The following is a 16,059-nucleotide window of genomic DNA, read 5'->3' as shown; positions in this document are numbered from 1 at the left end:
CCGCGTTTTAGGCGCAGCAGGAGAGTTTGGAGACGTCTGTGGTGAAGGCCTTGCAGGCGATCCTGATGCCCTCGGCCATGGTCAGGTAGGGGCTCCACATGCCGGCGACCTGCCCGGTGGTCATCCCCGCCTCGAGCAGGTAGACGCCCGCGGCGGCCAGCTCGCCCGCGTCCTTGGCCACGGCGGTGAGGCCCACGATCCGGCCGGTGTCACGGTCGGCAACGACTTTGATGAATCCCCGGGTATCGCGGTTGACCAGGGCCCTGGGGACGTAGTTCAGGGGCAGCACCCGGCAGTCGCAGCGGATACCGGCAGCGACCGCGTCCTGCTCAGTCATCCCGACGGCACCCACAGCCGGGCTGGTGAAGGTCACCCGCGGCAGATGCCGGTAGTCGACCTCATCCACGGCGTCGGTAAACGCGTTCTCCACGGCAAGGGCGCCGTGGGCCGCGGCGACGTAGACGAACTCACGGTGGCCGGTGACATCCCCTGCAGCCCAGATCCTGGGGTTCGAGCTGGCCAGACGGGAATCGACCACGATCTCACCGGACGTGCCGGTCTTCACCCCGACGGCGTCGAGGTTCAGCCCCTCGGTGACGGGCCGGCGCCCCAGGGCCACGAGCAGCCGGGAGGCCCGGAACACTTCCTGTCCACCGGCCACCGAAGCGGTGGCGCTGACCCCGCCGGTGGCCTCATCGAGGCTCACTGAGTCCACGGTGGCCCGCCGGACCACCCGGATCCCCTCATCCGCGAAGACCCCGGCCAGCGCCTTGGATACTTCCGGCTCCTCGTGCGAGGTGAGCCTGGAGCGGACGAGCATAGTCACGCGGGAGCCGAGCCGGGAGAACAGCTGCGCCTGCTCTAGGGCGACATAGCCGCCGCCAAGGACCAGCAACGATTCGGGCACTTCGTCCAGTTCCATCGCCGTGGTCGAGGTCAGGTAGCCGGTCTCGGCCAGTCCGGGAACGGGCGGCGCCCATGGTGTGGAGCCGGTGGCCACAAGGTAGTGTGCGGCCTCGATCGTCTCAACGGCACCGCCCGGTGAGGTGACCTGGAGCAGAGGTGTGTCCTGGGTCCCGGTGAATACCGCGTCTCCCTGGAGCATGGCCCAGCCATAGTCCGCGGCAAGGTCGACGTACTTCTCTGTCCGCATGCTTTCAACAAGTGCAGCCTTGCCCTCGATGAGGGCCGAAATGTCCACGGCCCCGGCCGAGGCCATCACGCCGGGGAAGCGGGCCGAGTCCAACGCCACGTGCCGGGCGTCCGCGGCAGCCAGGAGCGCCTTCGACGGCACGCACCCGGTGTTCACGCATGTCCCGCCCAAGGTGCCACGCTCAATCATCACTACCCGCTTGCCCAGCCCCCTGGCCCGGATCGCGGCCGCAAACGCCGCGCCACCGGAACCGATGATCGCCAGATCGAACCGTTCGTTTCCCATACCGCTGTCCTTCCCAATGCATCAAAAAGCCCTTTGGAACCATCATCAACCTTCCAGTACAGTGGAAGGTCAAGTCGATGCATTGCATGAGGGAGAGCGGCGAAGATGAAGATCGGGCAGGTCGCAGAAACAACCGGGACCACGACCAAGACCCTGCGGTTCTACGAAGCAGAAGGGCTGCTTCCTCCCGCCGAACGCACCGCCTCCGGCTACCGCGATTACTCAGAAGACGTCGTGGGCCGGATCGGTTTCATCCACCGCGGCCAGGCCGCAGGGCTCACCCTCGCCCAGATCAGGCAGATCCTGAACATCCGCGACCGAGGCCAGACGCCGTGCTCGCACGTCCGGGAATTGCTCGGGCAGCGCTTGACAGAGCTTGATGCCCAGACCACTGAGCTCCTGGCCCTTAGGGAAACGATCTCCCAGCTTTACGCCCAGGCAGCCGAACCCAAACAACCCGAGGCCTGCCCCCCAGACGAGATCTGCCGCTACCTCTGACCCGTCACCGTCCCGCCGAGGCTACCCGCACTCAAAGACAACGAGTACCAGGCTGTCACTTTCGTGTTGGAATTGCGACGAAAGTGCAAGCGGCCCGGCCGCATCACGCCCCCCCAGTGGGCCCCCTCAAACTGCGATTTCCGCTCAAAGTGGGACCGAATCAGATTGACATTCTCAGGAGCCATCTGCACGGAATTTCACACTCGTCTGCACTTGTTCTGGAACGTCGCTGTCAGTTCAGAAGTCGTCCGCACGAATTTTTCGTCTGCGCAGCCGTCGAGGTCACGGCTGCACCCGTGCGGCCGCGCCGGCACAACCTCCAGGCTTCCTGGTAGGGCTCATTGAACGGGGTGCAGACCACGGGCGTGTTCTTGACGGTGTACTCCGGCTGGTTAACGTCGTCGTCCTGAACGCCTTGTGCCCGGCCCCGGCCCCCGTGCCCTAAGAACGCGCAGCTACCGAAAGGTCCTAGCCTGCGGCCAGCAGGACACCGCACGCGGCTTCGCAGCGGCGGCAGGCTTCGGCACAGATCCGGCAGTGCTCGTGCATCCCCGCGTGCTTTTGGCACTCTTCGGCGCAGGCGGCGCACGCTGCCCGGCAGGCCTCCAACGCCGCAAGCGTGATGGGACTCTGCCCTCCGGTCTGCCGGGACAGGAGGTTCCCTGTGGCCGCGCAGACATCGGCGCAGTCCAAATCTGTCCGGATACAGGTGGTGAGCTCGGCGACCATGTCCTCGCCCAGACACGCGTCCGCGCAGGCCGTGCATGTCTGGGCGCACTCGAAGCAGGCGGCAATACATCCGGCCAGGCTGTCCCGGCTCATGGCAGGGTCTGCCTGGGGGTGGGCGTTGAGCATGGCGCTGACGTGGTGGCTCATGGGGTGGCTCCTGTCGCTGGGCGAGGGGGCGGCCGGGCCGTTCCCGGCCGTCCCCCTCACCCTAGACCCGCCGGCGGTACGCCCGACAGGTCAGGGACAACCCGGAATCACGGGGCTATTCGGCGCCGGCTGGCTGGAACGTCATTCCTCCGTCCGTGGAGGCAACGATCCCGTCCGGGGTGGCAGCCCAGATCCGTGGACTGCCGTCGTCGCCCTTGACTGCGGCGATGGCCAGCACCTGGGCCTCGATGCGGCCCTTCTTCGTCCAGGTCTGTCCGGTGTCAGCGGAGTAGTGCACGGTACCGTTGGGTTCAGCACCTACGGCCTCGGTCGGGTTCGCGAAGGCGGCGAACTGGATCACGGGGCCGCCTTCCAGCGGCTTCCATGTGGTGCCGGCGTCGGTGGAGCGCTGGATTCCTTCCTGGGTGGTGGCCAGAACGGTGTCACTGCCGGGATGCCCGGCCAGGACTGCCGGGGTAAACCCGGCTGACACGGTTTTCCAGGTCTTCCCGTCGGGGCTGGTGCGCAGCGTCCCATCGGAGGCAATGATGCCGGATTTGGTGGTGGTCATGGCGTGGAAGTCGGATTCGCCCTGCCGGGAGAGCTGTTCCCAGGTTTTGCCGCCATCAGTGGACTTCAGCAAACCCATCGGGTTGGGCAGGTCCGATCCGGGCCCAGGGTGGCCGGAGGCGTAAAACGGGCCCTTGTCACCGGCTGTGGTGAAGCCCATCAGGTCGTTGGTGTCACCGATTTTGGTGGCCGGGGACTTGGTGACGTCGAAGAGGCCGTCGTGGGTGGCCAGCAGCACCTGGCCGGTTGTGCCGTTCACGGTGAGTCCATGGACGTGGGAGCTGGGAAGGCCCGGGGCCGCAGTGGTCGGTGCGGTGCCGGCCTCCGGCGTATCGGTGGTGGAGCCGGGGGTGCAGGCGGTCAGGGTCAGCAGGAGGGCGGCGGCTGCGGCGAGGGCAGCCGCTGGACGGGGACGGGTCAAAGAGTGCAGGGGCACGGGGAACTCCAAAGGCTCAACGGGAATGTCTGTGGGAGGGCACCGGCCCCCGGGAAGGGGGCCGGTGCCGGATGTGGGCTGGCTACAGGGTGGCCAGGAGGTCTTTCATTTCCTGGATTTCGGCTTCCTGGGAGCTCACGATCTCCTTGCTGAGCTGGACGGCGTCGGCGTTCTTGCCGTCGGTGGTTTCGGTCTTGGCCATCATGACGGCGCCCTCATGGTGGGCGATCATCTGGGTCAGGAACAGCCTGGCGGCCTCGGTGCCCTGCGCGGCCTCGAGTTTGGCCATGTCGTCCTGGCCCATCATCCCGGACATGCTGTGGGTCGAAGGCATGTTCGTGGGCATCATTGTGGGCTGGCCCCAGCTTTCCAGCCAGCCGGTCATTTTCTCGATCTCGGGGCCTTGGGCCGCTTTGATCTTGGTGGCAAGGTCTGTCACCGCGGCGGGAATGCCTTCTTTCTTGAGCATGATGTCGCTCATGGCCACGGCCTGGGTGTGGTGCGGGATCATCATCTGCGCGAACATGGTGTCCGCGTCGTTGAACTCCGCCGAAGCTGCTGCCGAAGCTGCCGGGGCTGAGCTTGAAGCCGTGCCGGAGCTGCCGTGGTTCATGCCGGACGTGGTGCTTGCCTCCGGACTGCCGGTCCCCGAACCGGCGGAGCAGCCGGCGAGGGCGATTGCTGCGGCGATGGCGGCAGCGGAAAGGGTCAGGGTCTTCTTCATGAAAATCAGGGTCCTCAAAAGTATCAGCGGCGCTCAGGGCGCCTTGGACATTGCGCGCAGTGGCCGGCCCGGCCGGAGACCGGACTGTTTCACGCGTGCTGGTGGCTGGACTATGCGCCGGGGAAGGACACGGCGCAAGCGTGCCGGCTTACGTCCGGCTGATACAGAGCTCGCCCGGGGAAGGGCTGCCCGGTGAGTAGGAATAGTTGGTGCCGACGACGGCCGCGCCAGCGAAATCCGGCAGCGCGGACGGTGCCGTTCCCGGCATGGGAGCTGTCTGAGGCGTGTTTCCCTGTGACAGCACGCAGGCATTGCCCGTGGCGGACATCTCGGGGCACGACCCTGCAGCGGAACAGGAAGACGACAACCCGGTAGCCGCACCGACCACTGGTGCCGCAGCCGGTGACAACCCTGGCCCGTGGCCGGCGTTGGCACCGGTCGGCATGCCTTCCATCTGCGCCATGGCCGGGGCCGCAGCTGTCACGGAGATGCCATGCTCCGCGGTCATGTTCTGCGCATCGGTCATGATGTGCATGCCGAAGATTCCGGCGATGATGGCCAGGGCCGCGGTCAGAAATCCTGCACGGAGGAGGAAAGCGGTGACGGGGCCGCGCGATACTGCGGTCACAACGTTTCCTTCCTTCCGTGCCGGTTCGATAATCCAAGGGTACCGGCCGGGGGTTTCCTCGCAGGTCACGACCATAGGTTTCAACGTGCCAGGGAGGGGTTCAGTTTCACCATCCGGTGCCGGTGCTCTACGACTGTCCTTGACCGGAGTCAGGAGTAAGGTATCGGGTTACGCGGGCCCTTGTGCCTGGCCTGAGTGATGCGCGCGGCCTCGCCGTCGGCGGGGACGGCCGCTTTCCCTGGCAGAGGCTGTGTACCGCGTCGAAGAGTTAGTTGCCGCTAAACGTGTACCCGGCAGAGGTGACCGCCTCACGCACCGCAGCTCATTCGAGGCCATCTGTGCGAAAACCGCGAACCCAGCTGTGAAAAAAGGCGGCCATTTGCGGTTAACAGTCACAGCTCGGGCGGCTTGTGAATTCGTCCATATCCGCCCGGCGCCACCATGTCCGGTAACGATCGTTCACAAGACACTTCGGACCGGTTTTTCGGAACCGCGGAACCACGCGGTCAGCTTTGTAACGCTTGCCGTGTACGCGGCTGTGTAACGTACAGCAGGGTTAGTGATACGTTTTGGTCATGCGAATCGGATACGGTCGGGTCTCCACCCGTGACCAGCACCCCGAAGCCCAACACGACGCCCTGACAGCGGCCGGCTGCGATCAGGTCTACATCGACACAGCCTCCGGAAAGCTCTCCCGCAGACCCGAACTCGACAAGGCCCTGCTCTCCGCAAACAGGGAAGGCGACCAGCTCGTCGTCACCAAACTCGACCGGCTCGGGCGGTCCCTGGAGCACCTCATCGACCTGTCCAAGACGCTGCAGGAACGCGGTGTGGACCTGATCGTCCTGGACCAGGGCATCGACACATCCACCGCCATCGGCCGGATGTTCTTCCAGATCCTCGGATCGATCGCCGAGTTCGAACACGCCCTCATGTCCGAACGAACCCGGGACGGGCTGGCCGCCGCACGTGCGCGGGGCAGGACCGGCGGACAGAAACCAAAACTCGGCCCCCGCCAGGTCAGGCTTGCCCGGGAAATGTACGAGGAGAAAAACGCCGACGGGAAACGGGCCCACACCGTCGAGCACATCGCCCAGGAATTCGGCGTCACCCGGCCCACCATCTACCGGCACTTGGCGAAGCCATGAGCGGTGGCCGTCCGCTGCTGCAGGTACAGATGCTGACCCCGTGGGGCGGCAACGTAGCGGCAAAGGAGACATGAGTTGGCTCTGCGTTCTTTGCTCACGGCTGCCGAGCGCGGCCAAATCCTGGCAATGCCCGCTGAAACAGAGGACCTTGCAGCCCACTACACGCTCAGTGATGCGGATATGTCGTTGATCCGGCAACGCCGCGGGGACGCGAACAGGCTGGGCTTTGCGGTCCAGCTGTGTCTGCTGCGCCACCCGGGCATCGGGCTGGCCGACGACACCGACGTGCCGCCGGAACTCATTGCCTGGCTGGCCTCCAGCCTGGGCGTTTCCATTGATGCCTGGGACGAGTATGGAACACGTGAGGAAACGCGGCAGGAGCATGGACGGGAGATCCGCGGGTATCTGGGCATGTCAGCGTTCGGCATCGCGGACTACCGCTGGCTCGTGGAGCATGTGGGTGTTGTGGCTGCGCACACGGACAAGGGCCTGGTCCTGGTCGAAAGCGCGAGGGATTTCCTGCAGGCAAGGAAGGTCGCGTTGCCCGGGATCGGGGTCATTGAAAAGGCCTGTGCGCAGGCGCTGACCAGGGCCAATAGGCGGATTTACCTCACTTTGGGTGAGCAGCTGACCGTGGGTCACCGGCAACGCCTCGACGGGCTGCTGCGCCGCCGCCGCGATAGTTCTCTGACGGAAATCGGTTGGCTGCGGCAGGCGCCGCTGCGACCCAACGCGCGGGCGATGAATGAGCACATCGACCGGCTCACCACCTGGCGTGCGCTGGAGCTGCCCTGGGCTGCGGGACGGCTGGTTCATCGGAACAGGTTGCTGAAGCTTGCCCGGGAGGGTGCCTCGATGACCGCGGCGGATCTGGCCAGATTTGAACCGGCACGCCGGTACGCGACCCTCTTCGCCATGGCCACCGAAAGCATGGCCACCGTCACCGACGAAATCATCGATCTGCACGACCGGATCATCGGCCGGCTCATCCGGACCGCACAGAACAAGCAAAACCAGGCCACCCTGGCATCCCGCTCCACCGTCGCCGCCATGATGCGCATCCATTCCAGGCTCGGTGATGCCCTCTTTGAGGCCAAGGAAAACGGCGAAGATCCCTTCGCCGCCATCGAAACGGCCATCGGCTGGGAATCCCTGGCCGAAAGCATCGCCCACGCCAAGGAACTGACCCGCCCGGCCCTCGAGGACCCCCTCGCCCTCGTCAGCGCCCACTTCACCACCCTGCGCCGCTACACCCCGGCATTTCTTGCCGTCCTTGACCTCAACGCGGCCCCGGCGGCACAGGACCTGCTGGCAGCAATCAACCTCGTCCGCACCCTGAACACCGCCGGAGCCCGAAAAATCCCCGACGATGCGCCCACCTCGTTCGTCCGGCCCCGGTGGAAGCCGCTGGTCTTCACGGAAAACGGCATAGACCGGGGCTTCTACGAGTTCTGTGCCCTCGCGGAACTAAAGAATGCGCTTCGTTCCGGAGACTTGTGGGTCACCGGATCCCGTCAATTCCGTGACTTCGATGACTACCTTCTTGCCGGTCCTGACTACACGGTTATGAAAACCACCGGGAAGCTGCCTCTGGTCACGACCGACGGCGGCGAAAGCTATCTCCAGAACCGGCTGGCCCTGCTCAACGAACGGCTGCACCATGTCAACGACCTCGCCTCCCGCGATGAACTGCCCGGGGTGATGGTCACGGACAAGGGCGTGAAAATCACCCCGCTGGAGACAATCGTGCCAAAACACGCGCAGCCACTGATCGATCAGGCAAGCGCAATGTTTCCGCGGATCCGGATCACCGATCTGTTGATGGAAGTTGATGGCTGGACCGGGTTCACCCGCCATTTCACCAGCCTGAAATCCGGCCAGCCCTCCAAAGACAAGCAACTTCTTCTCACCGCCATCCTCGCGGACGGAATCAACCTGGGCCTGACGAAGATGGCCGAGTCATGCACCGGCGTCAGCTACGCCCAGCTGGACCGCCACCAGGCCTCCTACATCCGGGACGAAACCTACAGCGCCGCTCTGGCGGAACTGGTGAACACCCAGCACGGACACCCCTTCGCCGCACAGTGGGGCGACGGGACCACCTCCTCATCGGACGGGCAGCGGTTCCGTGCCAGCAGCAAAGCCGAATCCACCGGGCATGTGAACCCCAAGTACGGTGCCGAGCCCGGCCGGCTGATCTACACACACATCTCGGACCAGTACTCGCCCTTCCACAGCAAGCTCGTCAACGTCGGCGACCGCGACGCGACCTACGTCCTGGACGGGCTGCTCTACCACGAGTCCGACCTGGCGATCCAGGAGCACTACACGGATACGGCCGGATTCACCGATCACCTCTTCGCTCTTATGCACCTGCTCGGGTACCGGTTCGCCCCACGGATCCGCAACATCGGCGACACCCGTCTCTACACACCTACCACCGATCCGGGACTTGCCACGTTGGCGCCGCTGATCGGCGGGACCATCAACACGAAAATGATTGCCCTGCATTGGGATGAAATCCTCCGCCTCGCCGCGTCCATCAAGACCGGCACCGTGACCGCGTCCCTGATGATGCGAAAACTCGGCGCCTACCCGCGCCAGAACGGGCTCGCACTCGCGCTGCGGGAGCTGGGCAGACTGGAGCGGACCCTCTTCCTGCTGGACTGGCTCCAGAACCCCGGCCTGCGCCGCAAAGTCACGGCCGGCCTGAACAAGGGCGAGGCCCGGAACACCCTCGCCCGGGCCGTCTTCTTCAACCGCCTCGGCGAAATCCGCGACCGCTCCTTCGAACAGCAACGCTACCGCGCCAGCGGACTGAACCTTCTCACCGCGGCCATTATTCTCTGGAACACCGTCTACCTCGACCGCACCATCACCACCCTCAATAAGGACGGGAACGCCACGGACCCTGACCTGCTGCGGTTCCTCTCACCCCTGGGCTGGGAACACATCAACCTCACCGGCGACTACACCTGGCCCCGCGCCAACCAGATCAAACCCGGCAAATACAGGCCACTACGCCGCCCGGCAAAACCTTAACGTCGGATATTTCACTTTTTCACAAGCCACCCCTCATACCGGCATCGGAGGAAAAACTCCCATCAGCCGCGTTCACAACCTCCGTGGGAATTACAGCTAGCGCACGGATATCAAAGCGCTAGCAGTTCGGTAGCACTCACGTAAGTGACCTCGGAATCAACGGCCTAGAGGCAGCGCAACAAGCCACCCACGCTCGTGAACTCCACCAGAAACTTATGCCGACTGGCGTAACCGCCACACCGCCGCATCATCCGGTGGTGGCCAATATTCATCCCTTTCAGGATCAAACATGTCTGCTTCAACGATCCCAAACTGCAGTGTCCTCTTAAACCTTTCGAGGTAGGCATGCCAGATCGCCCGCTCATGGCGGTTCCGGCGGATGTGGTCAAGGTAGTCGTCGAGCACTCCGAGCCTCGCGGCAAGCGTGCGAAGGTTCACCGCGGTGGTTCTCCAGGTTCCGCCGTGACGCTGAATCATGCCGAGCGTTTCCATCTCAGCCAAGGCGGCCGAGCAGGCGTTGCGGCTGACGCCACTGTTACGGACGACTTCTGCGGTCGTGAGGGAGTAGCGGCCGCGTTCAATTGCCTCATAGGCCAGGGCAGCGGCGTCTCCCAAAGCCCGAAACACGGGTCGGATGGCGTGAATTTTTCCTTTCCTCCAGGTCAGTTCCCGTGCAAGCTGTTGATAACGCTCGGGGAGTTGGAGGAGATAGACGTCGGCCGCCTTCTGACGTGCGTCCGCGATCTTGGTGAGGATCCCGTCAGAAGCCTGAACCAGAATAGGCAGCAGCCTGGCGATGGTGACATGGTGTTTGCCCATCGCTACAGCAAGAGTGCGGCAACCGACGTCGAGAATGTCAGTTTCCTTGGCCCGCATGTATCCCAGCAGTCCGCGGATCAGTAAGCGCAGGCTGAGGCCTTCACGGCCGCGTTTTTGGAGGCTGTGGTCGAGAACTGCGTAGAGAACATTTTCCAAATCGTTCACAAGTTGGTGCACAGCGACGCTGCTAGTCTTATCCGCCCCCCCTGTGAGTAAAGTCGGGCTCGTGTTGTTAATAAGTGCACTCTTTTCCCTCCGTTGAGGGGGGAGTGGTTTTCGCTTGCTGGAAGCTGTGCTGGTGAAGGCCTGGGCTTTGGCCCACTCGTAGGGAAGGAGCCTTGCCTGGCGTTCTGCAGATCCGTAGAGGGCAGCCAGGCCTGGGAACTGGCCAGCGAGTTCGTTCTTCACGTGCTGCAGGGACCAGCCACAGGCGCTGAAGTGGTTCAGCACCGCCATCCGGGCCTCGGACGGGCTCTTGTACCTAGCCGTGTCGTACAAGCCGGTCCGGGCGATCCGGCGTAGCGGGGTCTCGCTACGGGACTCCAGTAGCAGCGCCGGTAGCCCGCCGGTCCGTTGAACGGCCACGGTCTTCGCTACCCGGGCCTTGAGCACGCGCTTGCGGGCCAGTTCCGGCGCCAACGCCGCGCGCAGCTTCACCAATCCTTGCGCTGGGTTGCGGCGGCGCAGGATGCCGTACGCCTGGGCTAGGGGAGTGATGAGGGTTTGATGGCCACCGGACTTGTGGATGCTTCCTGGGACACGGATACACCCGTCGGTGATGTTCTGGTGCGGGCTTGGGTCAAGACTGCTGGCCATCAGGGTTAGCGCTTCGATCAGTTCCCGGGCCTCGGCCGCGTCCATCCGGTCTTGCAGCGGGACGTACAGGTGTCGTCCACCGCTGGGGGAGAAATCCTCCACAAACCTCATGCCGCACTCCGCCAACAACCGACCCACCCGGACCGCGTCCGAGTCCACCACGCCCTTCAGTGCCTTGGAGGTGTCAAAGTCCAGGCACAGCGTGGAGACGCGGCCATCCGCGCCGTGCACCATCACAGCGGCAGGATGTTCCGGCAAAGAGCGAGTGATCCTCGGCGCCTGCTCCGGCCGAGGATATTGAAACCTCTGCCCAATCCAACGCCCCAAACGGTACGAAGGGGTGCCGGCAATCAGCGGAGCAAGACTCCAAGCATCTTCTGGTCTCGGATGTGGAGCGACACCCACAAGGGCGTGCGTTGACGCCAATACCGGTTCCGGTACCATAAGGACAGTAGTTCCTTTCGAGGTAACACAAATGGCACCCACTGCGTGGGTGTTGTAACAGCTCGGATCCGGATCTTGGCGGATGAGAGATCTGAGCGAAGGATTAGGAAGGTCCCTCCTTTTAGGAGGGGCCTTCTTCCGTTAAGAAGCCTTATCGATAGGCAAAGCTCCTTGTTCGTGGTGGTCGTCTATGTCAGGCCAAATCGGCAACCCGCGAGCATCCAGCCGGATGCTCAGCAGGAGGCGTTCGGCCGCTTGTCCTTTGGAGAGCCCCATGTGGGCGGCAAGACGTTCCACCAGAGCTTTAGCATCGGCAGCAACGTCAACTTTGAGGACGACGTTGCCGGCCCCTGTACCCCGTACGCGTCTGTGGATGGCTGTACTCATAAGCCCGAGCCTATACGTACCGGTACCGTTAACTGCGCGGTCTGTTCGGCGTGTCGTTCCCATGAGACGAGGTCAGAAGCCTTTGGCCACTGCGGCGGCTGCGGCCAGCCATGCCCGCTGGGTGGCGGGCTGGAGTGCGTCGTAGCGGATGGGCCCGTTGACCAGGGCGGGGTCGTAGGGGATACGTACCACGGCCCGTACATGCGGGGCAAAGCCGTCAGCGATCCGACGGGCCTCATCCTTGGCGCGCTTGAGCGCATCGCCGCTCATGCTGCGCTTGGCGTCGGTGGACTCGGACACGATGACGACGGCGTTGCGGGCCAGCTCGGCGTCGTGGCCGCCACGGGATTCCAGCGTTTGGAGAGTCAGGCGCGCGGCTTCGGCGCGGTCTTCGATGGCTGTCACGGGGACCACAAGCTGGTTGGTGTGGTGGATCATTCGCCGCCAATTCGCGGCGCGGGCCGTGTTTCCGGAGTCCATGACGATCAGACGGTAGTAGCGGGTGAGTACCTGGTGGGCGATGTCCACCTCCTCTGCGGTCACTTCGTGGTCGCCCTCCTCGTTCTCGTCTGAGCGCAGGACGTCGAACTTGTCCGAGGTCTGGTGGTGGACGAACTGGGCGATCTCGGCTGCTTGGGCGCTGGGGGATAGCAGCGCCTTTGATGAGTCGATGAGATCGAGGACGCTGTTGTTGTGGCCGCCCTTTTCGGTGCGCCAGCCGAGCGTGCCCTGTGATTCGTTGTTGTCCCAGGCTACGGTCGCTGCGCCGCTGTAGCGGGCCAGGATGGCCGAAAGCATGACGACGGTGGGGGTCTTGTTTGCTCCGCCCTTGCGGTTGACGACAGCGACGGTGCGGGGGCCGGGCCAGTGCTGGCTCACTGTGCGGATGTCTTCGCGTTCGGCCAGCTCCTCGGCCGAGGGGTCCATGCGGAAGCCCAAGCGGCTGAAAACGCCGCGCCAGCCGCGGGTGGCCGGCTGGAGCACGGGCGCGCTAATGAGGAACGAAGTGTCTTTGAGACTGCGCCGGGTGGCAGGCTCCACAGCGGCTGCTGTGGCAGCCCGTGCGGGCGCCCCGGCGGGCGCGGCTGTAACGGCTGCGCTGAAGGTCAACGGTGCGGCGTCGGCAGCTTGTGCCGGCACTTCTTCGGACGGAGAGTCGTCGGGAACCGAAACAGGCGTGGGTGCAGGCGTGGGTGCAGGCGTGGGTGCAGGCGCGGCCGTGGTCGTGGCCTTGGCCGTTTCCAGCGAAGGAGCTGCCGTAATGGGCAGGGTGTCCTGCTCCCGCTTCGGGGTGGGCTTGATCGGGGCGGCCTCGCTGACGACGCCTTCGGGGGAGACGATGATGAGGCCCTGTCCGTCCGGGTCGGTGGTGCTGACGCGGACGGGTCGGCCGAGCTGAGCAGCGGTTTCGGTGATGAGCCGTAGTGCATCGCTTAGGACGGCGGCTTCGTCGGCGGCCTCGATCGCGTGGGAGGTCCCGTTGATGGTGACTTCACCGGTTCCGTTGGTGCGTAGAACGGCGTTGATCTTGGGGAAGTCGAGTGCTTGGGTTTCCATCATCTGTCCTTACTTTGTGCCGTTCGGGGGCGTAAATCGGTTGACTTGCCAGGGTTTGTCGGCTGCGCTGCGGAGCAGTTGCACGTCGTAGTCGCCGGCGTCGGTGGGAAAGACGACATGGCAGCCGAAACCGTTGTTCTCATCGATCTTGAGCTGGCCCGTTCCGGTGATCCTGGTGACCGGGATGTTGGCCGGGTCAACGTATTGGTAATCAGCGGTTGCTTGGGCGGTCAGGACCTGCCCGAGTTCCTGGATCCATTGCTTGTCCGGGACTGTGGGACGGGCGTAAAGCGTCATGGCGTTGGTCGCGGTCTCGAGCGCGGCTGTTTTGCTTGCTTCGTCCCAGGGGATGCCCAGGGTGGCCGGTGCTGTGCCGCCGGGAGCTTGGGGCTTACCGCCTGCGCTGAGCGTGGCTGGGGCGGCGGCGGAAGTGCTGGGCGATGGTTCCGCGGGTGTTGTGCTGGATACCGGCGCGCACGCGGTACACACGAGCAGGGCCGTAAGGGCTGTCAGGGCGCGTTTCATGGTTCCTCCGGTGAGTCGCTGCCGGGCAGGTAGAGGAAGGCGCTGGGAGTGCTGTTCTCTACGGTGCGGGTGTAGTAGGTGTGGTCGTTCGGGGCGGGGTTGCCGTTGTAGCCCTCTTCGAGGAAGCTGCCGTCACCGTGGACGGCTTTGACGACGGCGACGTGGCCGTAGGTGCCGTCGGCGCCCCCGGTGCCGGGGGAGTACCAGACGACCGCGCCGACCCGGGGTGTTCCACCGGTGGGCCAGCCCTTGGCGTCCCAGCCGTCTTTCCAGGTAAGGGCCGAGCCGAGCACGGCACCGTCAGGACGGAAGGTGCCGTTCAGGACCTTGTAGGGGGCGGCGGTGCTGCCCAGCTGCTGGTTGACCCGCCAGAGGGCGAAGTCGACGCATTCGCGGTTGTACATGCCCAGCGGGGAGGGCTCGTAGATCTTGGCCGTGCGCCACGGCAGGTCATCGTCTTTGCCGGATTGCCCAGGGATGCCGCAGGAGCTTTCCCCGCCGGCATCGGTGATCTTTACGTCGCCCAGGACGGCGACGACCTCGACGGCCGCTGCCCAGTAGGACTGGTAGTGGAACGGGTCGGCGTTGCGCTGGACCCGGTGCGCGGCCGTGGTGGGTTCCAGCTGTTCCCACCCGTTGACCTTCTGCAGGGCGGTAAAGAAGCTCATGGCTGAAGTCGTAGGGTTCATGCGGTCCGGGTAGGTTCCCCACGCACCGTTGTCGCGCTGCTGGAACAGTCCCCTCGAGTCAGGTCCCGGGCCGTCGCCGTAGTCCAGGACACGCAGCCCGGATTCACCCATGGCCGTCATGACGCCGATCGTCTGCCCCCGGGCCGACAGGCCGAGGGCTTTGCCTGCGTTGATGATCAGGGCGGCGTTTTTCAGCTGTTCTCCTTCGTAGCCGGCGACAGCGACCTTGGGCAGCTGGTTTGCGTCAACGCTGACGCTGGACCCGGTCGGTGAACAGACGTCGGCAGCGGCCTGAGAGCCCCCACCGAACAGGATGATGGACAGAACCAAGCCGACGGGTGCAAGGACGGCGCCGGCGGCCAGCGCAGGCGCGCTCATTCGTGATTGCATGTGTCCCCCTTACATATGCTCGTCGGCTGCTTCGCCTTAGGGCTGGTCCTCGTCGTTCACTTCTGGTGTCTGGCCCTTCCTGAGCGTGTTCCGGTTCTCCCAGACCCAGTCCTTGACTTGATCTCTGGCGATTAACCATGTCTTCTCGACTTGGTAAGCAGGAATCACTCCGGTTTGGAGCCAGCGGTAGACGGTGTTTCGGGACAACCCGAAGATCTCTTCGAGGTCCTGAGGCGTAAGACGCTCCGGGTACTTGGCAAAGAGTGCTTCCAGGTACTTGGGGTCCACGCTCAGTCCGTCCCACCGCATAGAGCCATCGTAGACCACAAATTGGTACTGTGATGTACTAGAAGTGACTGAAAGGTACTAAAGCTGTTGTTGGGGGTCACTTTTGGCCTTTCGTGTCGGATGGTACCGATACGATCTTTGCGGACATTAGTAGGGGATGTGAAATGCCGGTCTCAAAGAATCGCTGGGTGACGCTCGGCGCAGAAACTATCGACGAACCCGTTCCAGCTATCCCGGAAGAGCCGCCTTTCATCCCTACGGGGGCGACGAGGCCGCAGCTGAGTGTTCCGCAGCCGGACCACGCAGACCGGCTTCCCCGAAGGAACGTTGCGGGGAGGGAACCGAGCTTTTGGTGGCTTGGCGTCCACGGCGGCGCGGGCGAAACGTCGCTTGCACGCCTGGACAAGAGAACCAAAGCAGCCGAGCATCAGTGGCCTTTGACGGCCGCCGGATCCGTGATCGTCCTGGTTGCCAGGTCCAATATCCCAAGCCTTCGTGCAGCACGGCTGGCTGCCACTGAATGGGCTTCCCGTTCTCTTCCCGGGATCCGCGTCGCTGGCCTCGTGGTCATGGCTGACGCTCCCGGACGGCTCCCCAAAGAGATCCGCGACTTCGCCCGCGTCGTCGGCGGGGGAGTGCCCCACATGTGGCATTTCCCCTGGGTAGACGCATGGCGCTATGGCCATGACGTCGCCGCCGAGGAACTTCCCAAAGAGGCCCGCACCACCCTTGAACAGGTCCACATCGCAGTAACTGCCACCGCCGGACTCACGGCCAAGTAGAA

At 64.3% G+C, this 16,059-nt stretch carries 15 protein-coding genes; 4 read left to right on the top strand and 11 right to left on the bottom strand.

Annotation, left to right across the window (positions count from 1 at the left end; genetic code table 11):
* Nucleotides 1–7: 7 nt before the first annotated feature.
* Nucleotides 8–1,438 carry a mercury(II) reductase gene (gene merA, locus ARTH_RS22090; RefSeq protein WP_011689641.1) on the bottom strand — a complete coding sequence of 477 codons (1,431 nt, stop codon included), beginning with the start codon at nucleotides 1,436–1,438 and terminating at the stop codon, nucleotides 8–10.
* A 105-nt stretch (nucleotides 1,439–1,543) separates the two neighbouring features.
* Between merA and ARTH_RS22085 the strand changes: the two genes are divergently transcribed.
* Nucleotides 1,544–1,936 (top strand): heavy metal-responsive transcriptional regulator, encoded by a 393-nt coding sequence (locus tag ARTH_RS22085; RefSeq protein ID WP_011689640.1) that lies wholly within the window; start codon nucleotides 1,544–1,546, stop codon nucleotides 1,934–1,936.
* A gap of 468 nt (nucleotides 1,937–2,404) precedes the next feature.
* Here ARTH_RS22085 and ARTH_RS22080 read toward each other — a convergent pair whose 3' ends face one another.
* The 4 genes from ARTH_RS22080 to ARTH_RS22065 all read right to left on the bottom strand — a co-directional run bounded on the left by ARTH_RS22080 (nucleotide 2,405) and on the right by ARTH_RS22065 (nucleotide 5,170).
* Nucleotides 2,405–2,812, bottom strand: a complete 408-nt coding sequence (locus ARTH_RS22080; RefSeq protein WP_011689639.1) for a four-helix bundle copper-binding protein — start codon at nucleotides 2,810–2,812, stop codon at nucleotides 2,405–2,407.
* Nucleotides 2,813–2,927: 115 nt separating this feature from the next.
* Nucleotides 2,928–3,818 (bottom strand): F510_1955 family glycosylhydrolase, encoded by an 891-nt coding sequence (locus ARTH_RS22075; RefSeq protein WP_011689638.1) that lies wholly within the window; start codon nucleotides 3,816–3,818, stop codon nucleotides 2,928–2,930.
* A gap of 82 nt (nucleotides 3,819–3,900) precedes the next feature.
* Nucleotides 3,901–4,542: a DUF305 domain-containing protein gene (locus ARTH_RS22070; RefSeq protein WP_011689637.1), complete on the bottom strand. Its 642-nt coding sequence runs from the start codon at nucleotides 4,540–4,542 to the stop codon at nucleotides 3,901–3,903.
* 148 nt (nucleotides 4,543–4,690) lie between these two features.
* Nucleotides 4,691–5,170 (bottom strand): hypothetical protein, encoded by a 480-nt coding sequence (locus ARTH_RS22065; RefSeq protein WP_043431415.1) that lies wholly within the window; start codon nucleotides 5,168–5,170, stop codon nucleotides 4,691–4,693.
* Nucleotides 5,171–5,745: 575 nt separating this feature from the next.
* Here ARTH_RS22065 and ARTH_RS22060 point away from each other — a divergent pair.
* Nucleotides 5,746–6,318, top strand: coding sequence for a recombinase family protein (locus ARTH_RS22060; protein ID WP_011689635.1), 573 nt, complete (start codon nucleotides 5,746–5,748; stop codon nucleotides 6,316–6,318).
* 75 nt (nucleotides 6,319–6,393) lie between these two features.
* A complete protein-coding gene (locus tag ARTH_RS22055) occupies nucleotides 6,394–9,360 on the top strand; it encodes a Tn3-like element ISArsp6 family transposase (protein WP_011689634.1) in 2,967 nt (988 codons plus the stop codon).
* A 213-nt stretch (nucleotides 9,361–9,573) separates the two neighbouring features.
* On the opposite strand, the gene ARTH_RS22050 is transcribed toward ARTH_RS22055, so the two are convergent.
* From ARTH_RS22050 to ARTH_RS22030, 6 genes are all read right to left on the bottom strand, one after another.
* The gene (locus ARTH_RS22050; RefSeq protein WP_156810893.1) at nucleotides 9,574–11,229 is read right to left on the bottom strand and encodes a hypothetical protein; all 1,656 of its coding nucleotides are present in this window, start codon (nucleotides 11,227–11,229) and stop codon (nucleotides 9,574–9,576) included.
* A 351-nt stretch (nucleotides 11,230–11,580) separates the two neighbouring features.
* Nucleotides 11,581–11,826 (bottom strand): hypothetical protein, encoded by a 246-nt coding sequence (locus ARTH_RS24150; RefSeq protein ID WP_198011629.1) that lies wholly within the window; start codon nucleotides 11,824–11,826, stop codon nucleotides 11,581–11,583.
* 72 nt (nucleotides 11,827–11,898) lie between these two features.
* Nucleotides 11,899–13,386, bottom strand: a complete 1,488-nt coding sequence (locus ARTH_RS22045) for a MinD/ParA family ATP-binding protein (RefSeq protein ID WP_043431443.1) — start codon at nucleotides 13,384–13,386, stop codon at nucleotides 11,899–11,901.
* 6 nt (nucleotides 13,387–13,392) lie between these two features.
* Nucleotides 13,393–13,908, bottom strand: a complete 516-nt coding sequence (locus ARTH_RS22040; protein ID WP_011689728.1) for a hypothetical protein — start codon at nucleotides 13,906–13,908, stop codon at nucleotides 13,393–13,395.
* Nucleotides 13,905–14,987 carry a CHAP domain-containing protein gene (locus ARTH_RS22035; protein ID WP_011689727.1) on the bottom strand — a complete coding sequence of 361 codons (1,083 nt, stop codon included), beginning with the start codon at nucleotides 14,985–14,987 and terminating at the stop codon, nucleotides 13,905–13,907. Before ARTH_RS22035 ends, ARTH_RS22040 begins: the two co-directional genes overlap by 4 nt.
* Nucleotides 14,988–15,023: 36 nt before the next feature.
* Nucleotides 15,024–15,296 (bottom strand): helix-turn-helix domain-containing protein, encoded by a 273-nt coding sequence (locus ARTH_RS22030; protein WP_011689726.1) that lies wholly within the window; start codon nucleotides 15,294–15,296, stop codon nucleotides 15,024–15,026.
* A 167-nt stretch (nucleotides 15,297–15,463) separates the two neighbouring features.
* Here ARTH_RS22030 and ARTH_RS22025 point away from each other — a divergent pair, with 167 nt between their 5' ends.
* Nucleotides 15,464–16,057: a DUF6668 family protein gene (locus tag ARTH_RS22025; RefSeq protein ID WP_232223689.1), complete on the top strand. Its 594-nt coding sequence runs from the start codon at nucleotides 15,464–15,466 to the stop codon at nucleotides 16,055–16,057.
* The last annotated feature ends 2 nt before the right edge of the window (nucleotides 16,058–16,059 follow it).

The sequence above is a fragment of the Arthrobacter sp. FB24 genome (assembly GCF_000196235.1).
Taxonomy (GTDB): Bacteria; Actinomycetota; Actinomycetes; order Actinomycetales; family Micrococcaceae; genus Arthrobacter.
This window is presented reverse-complemented; position numbering and strand designations above follow the sequence as displayed.

Excerpts from the sequence above, each read along its gene's own strand:
- merA (WP_011689641.1), bottom strand. The coding sequence starts at position 1,438 with ATGGGAAACGAACGGTTCGATCTGGCGATCATCGGTTCCGGTGGCGCG.
- ARTH_RS22085 (WP_011689640.1), top strand. The coding sequence starts at position 1,544 with ATGAAGATCGGGCAGGTCGCAGAAACAACCGGGACCACGACCAAGACC.
- ARTH_RS22080 (WP_011689639.1), bottom strand. The coding sequence starts at position 2,812 with ATGAGCCACCACGTCAGCGCCATGCTCAACGCCCACCCCCAGGCAGAC.
- ARTH_RS22070 (WP_011689637.1), bottom strand. The coding sequence starts at position 4,542 with ATGAAGAAGACCCTGACCCTTTCCGCTGCCGCCATCGCCGCAGCAATC.
- ARTH_RS22060 (WP_011689635.1), top strand. The coding sequence starts at position 5,746 with ATGCGAATCGGATACGGTCGGGTCTCCACCCGTGACCAGCACCCCGAA.
- ARTH_RS22050 (WP_156810893.1), bottom strand. The coding sequence starts at position 11,229 with ATGGTGCACGGCGCGGATGGCCGCGTCTCCACGCTGTGCCTGGACTTT.
- ARTH_RS24150 (WP_198011629.1), bottom strand. The coding sequence starts at position 11,826 with ATGAGTACAGCCATCCACAGACGCGTACGGGGTACAGGGGCCGGCAAC.
- ARTH_RS22045 (WP_043431443.1), bottom strand. The coding sequence starts at position 13,386 with ATGATGGAAACCCAAGCACTCGACTTCCCCAAGATCAACGCCGTTCTA.
- ARTH_RS22040 (WP_011689728.1), bottom strand. The coding sequence starts at position 13,908 with ATGAAACGCGCCCTGACAGCCCTTACGGCCCTGCTCGTGTGTACCGCG.
- ARTH_RS22035 (WP_011689727.1), bottom strand. The coding sequence starts at position 14,987 with ATGCAATCACGAATGAGCGCGCCTGCGCTGGCCGCCGGCGCCGTCCTT.
- ARTH_RS22030 (WP_011689726.1), bottom strand. The coding sequence starts at position 15,296 with ATGCGGTGGGACGGACTGAGCGTGGACCCCAAGTACCTGGAAGCACTC.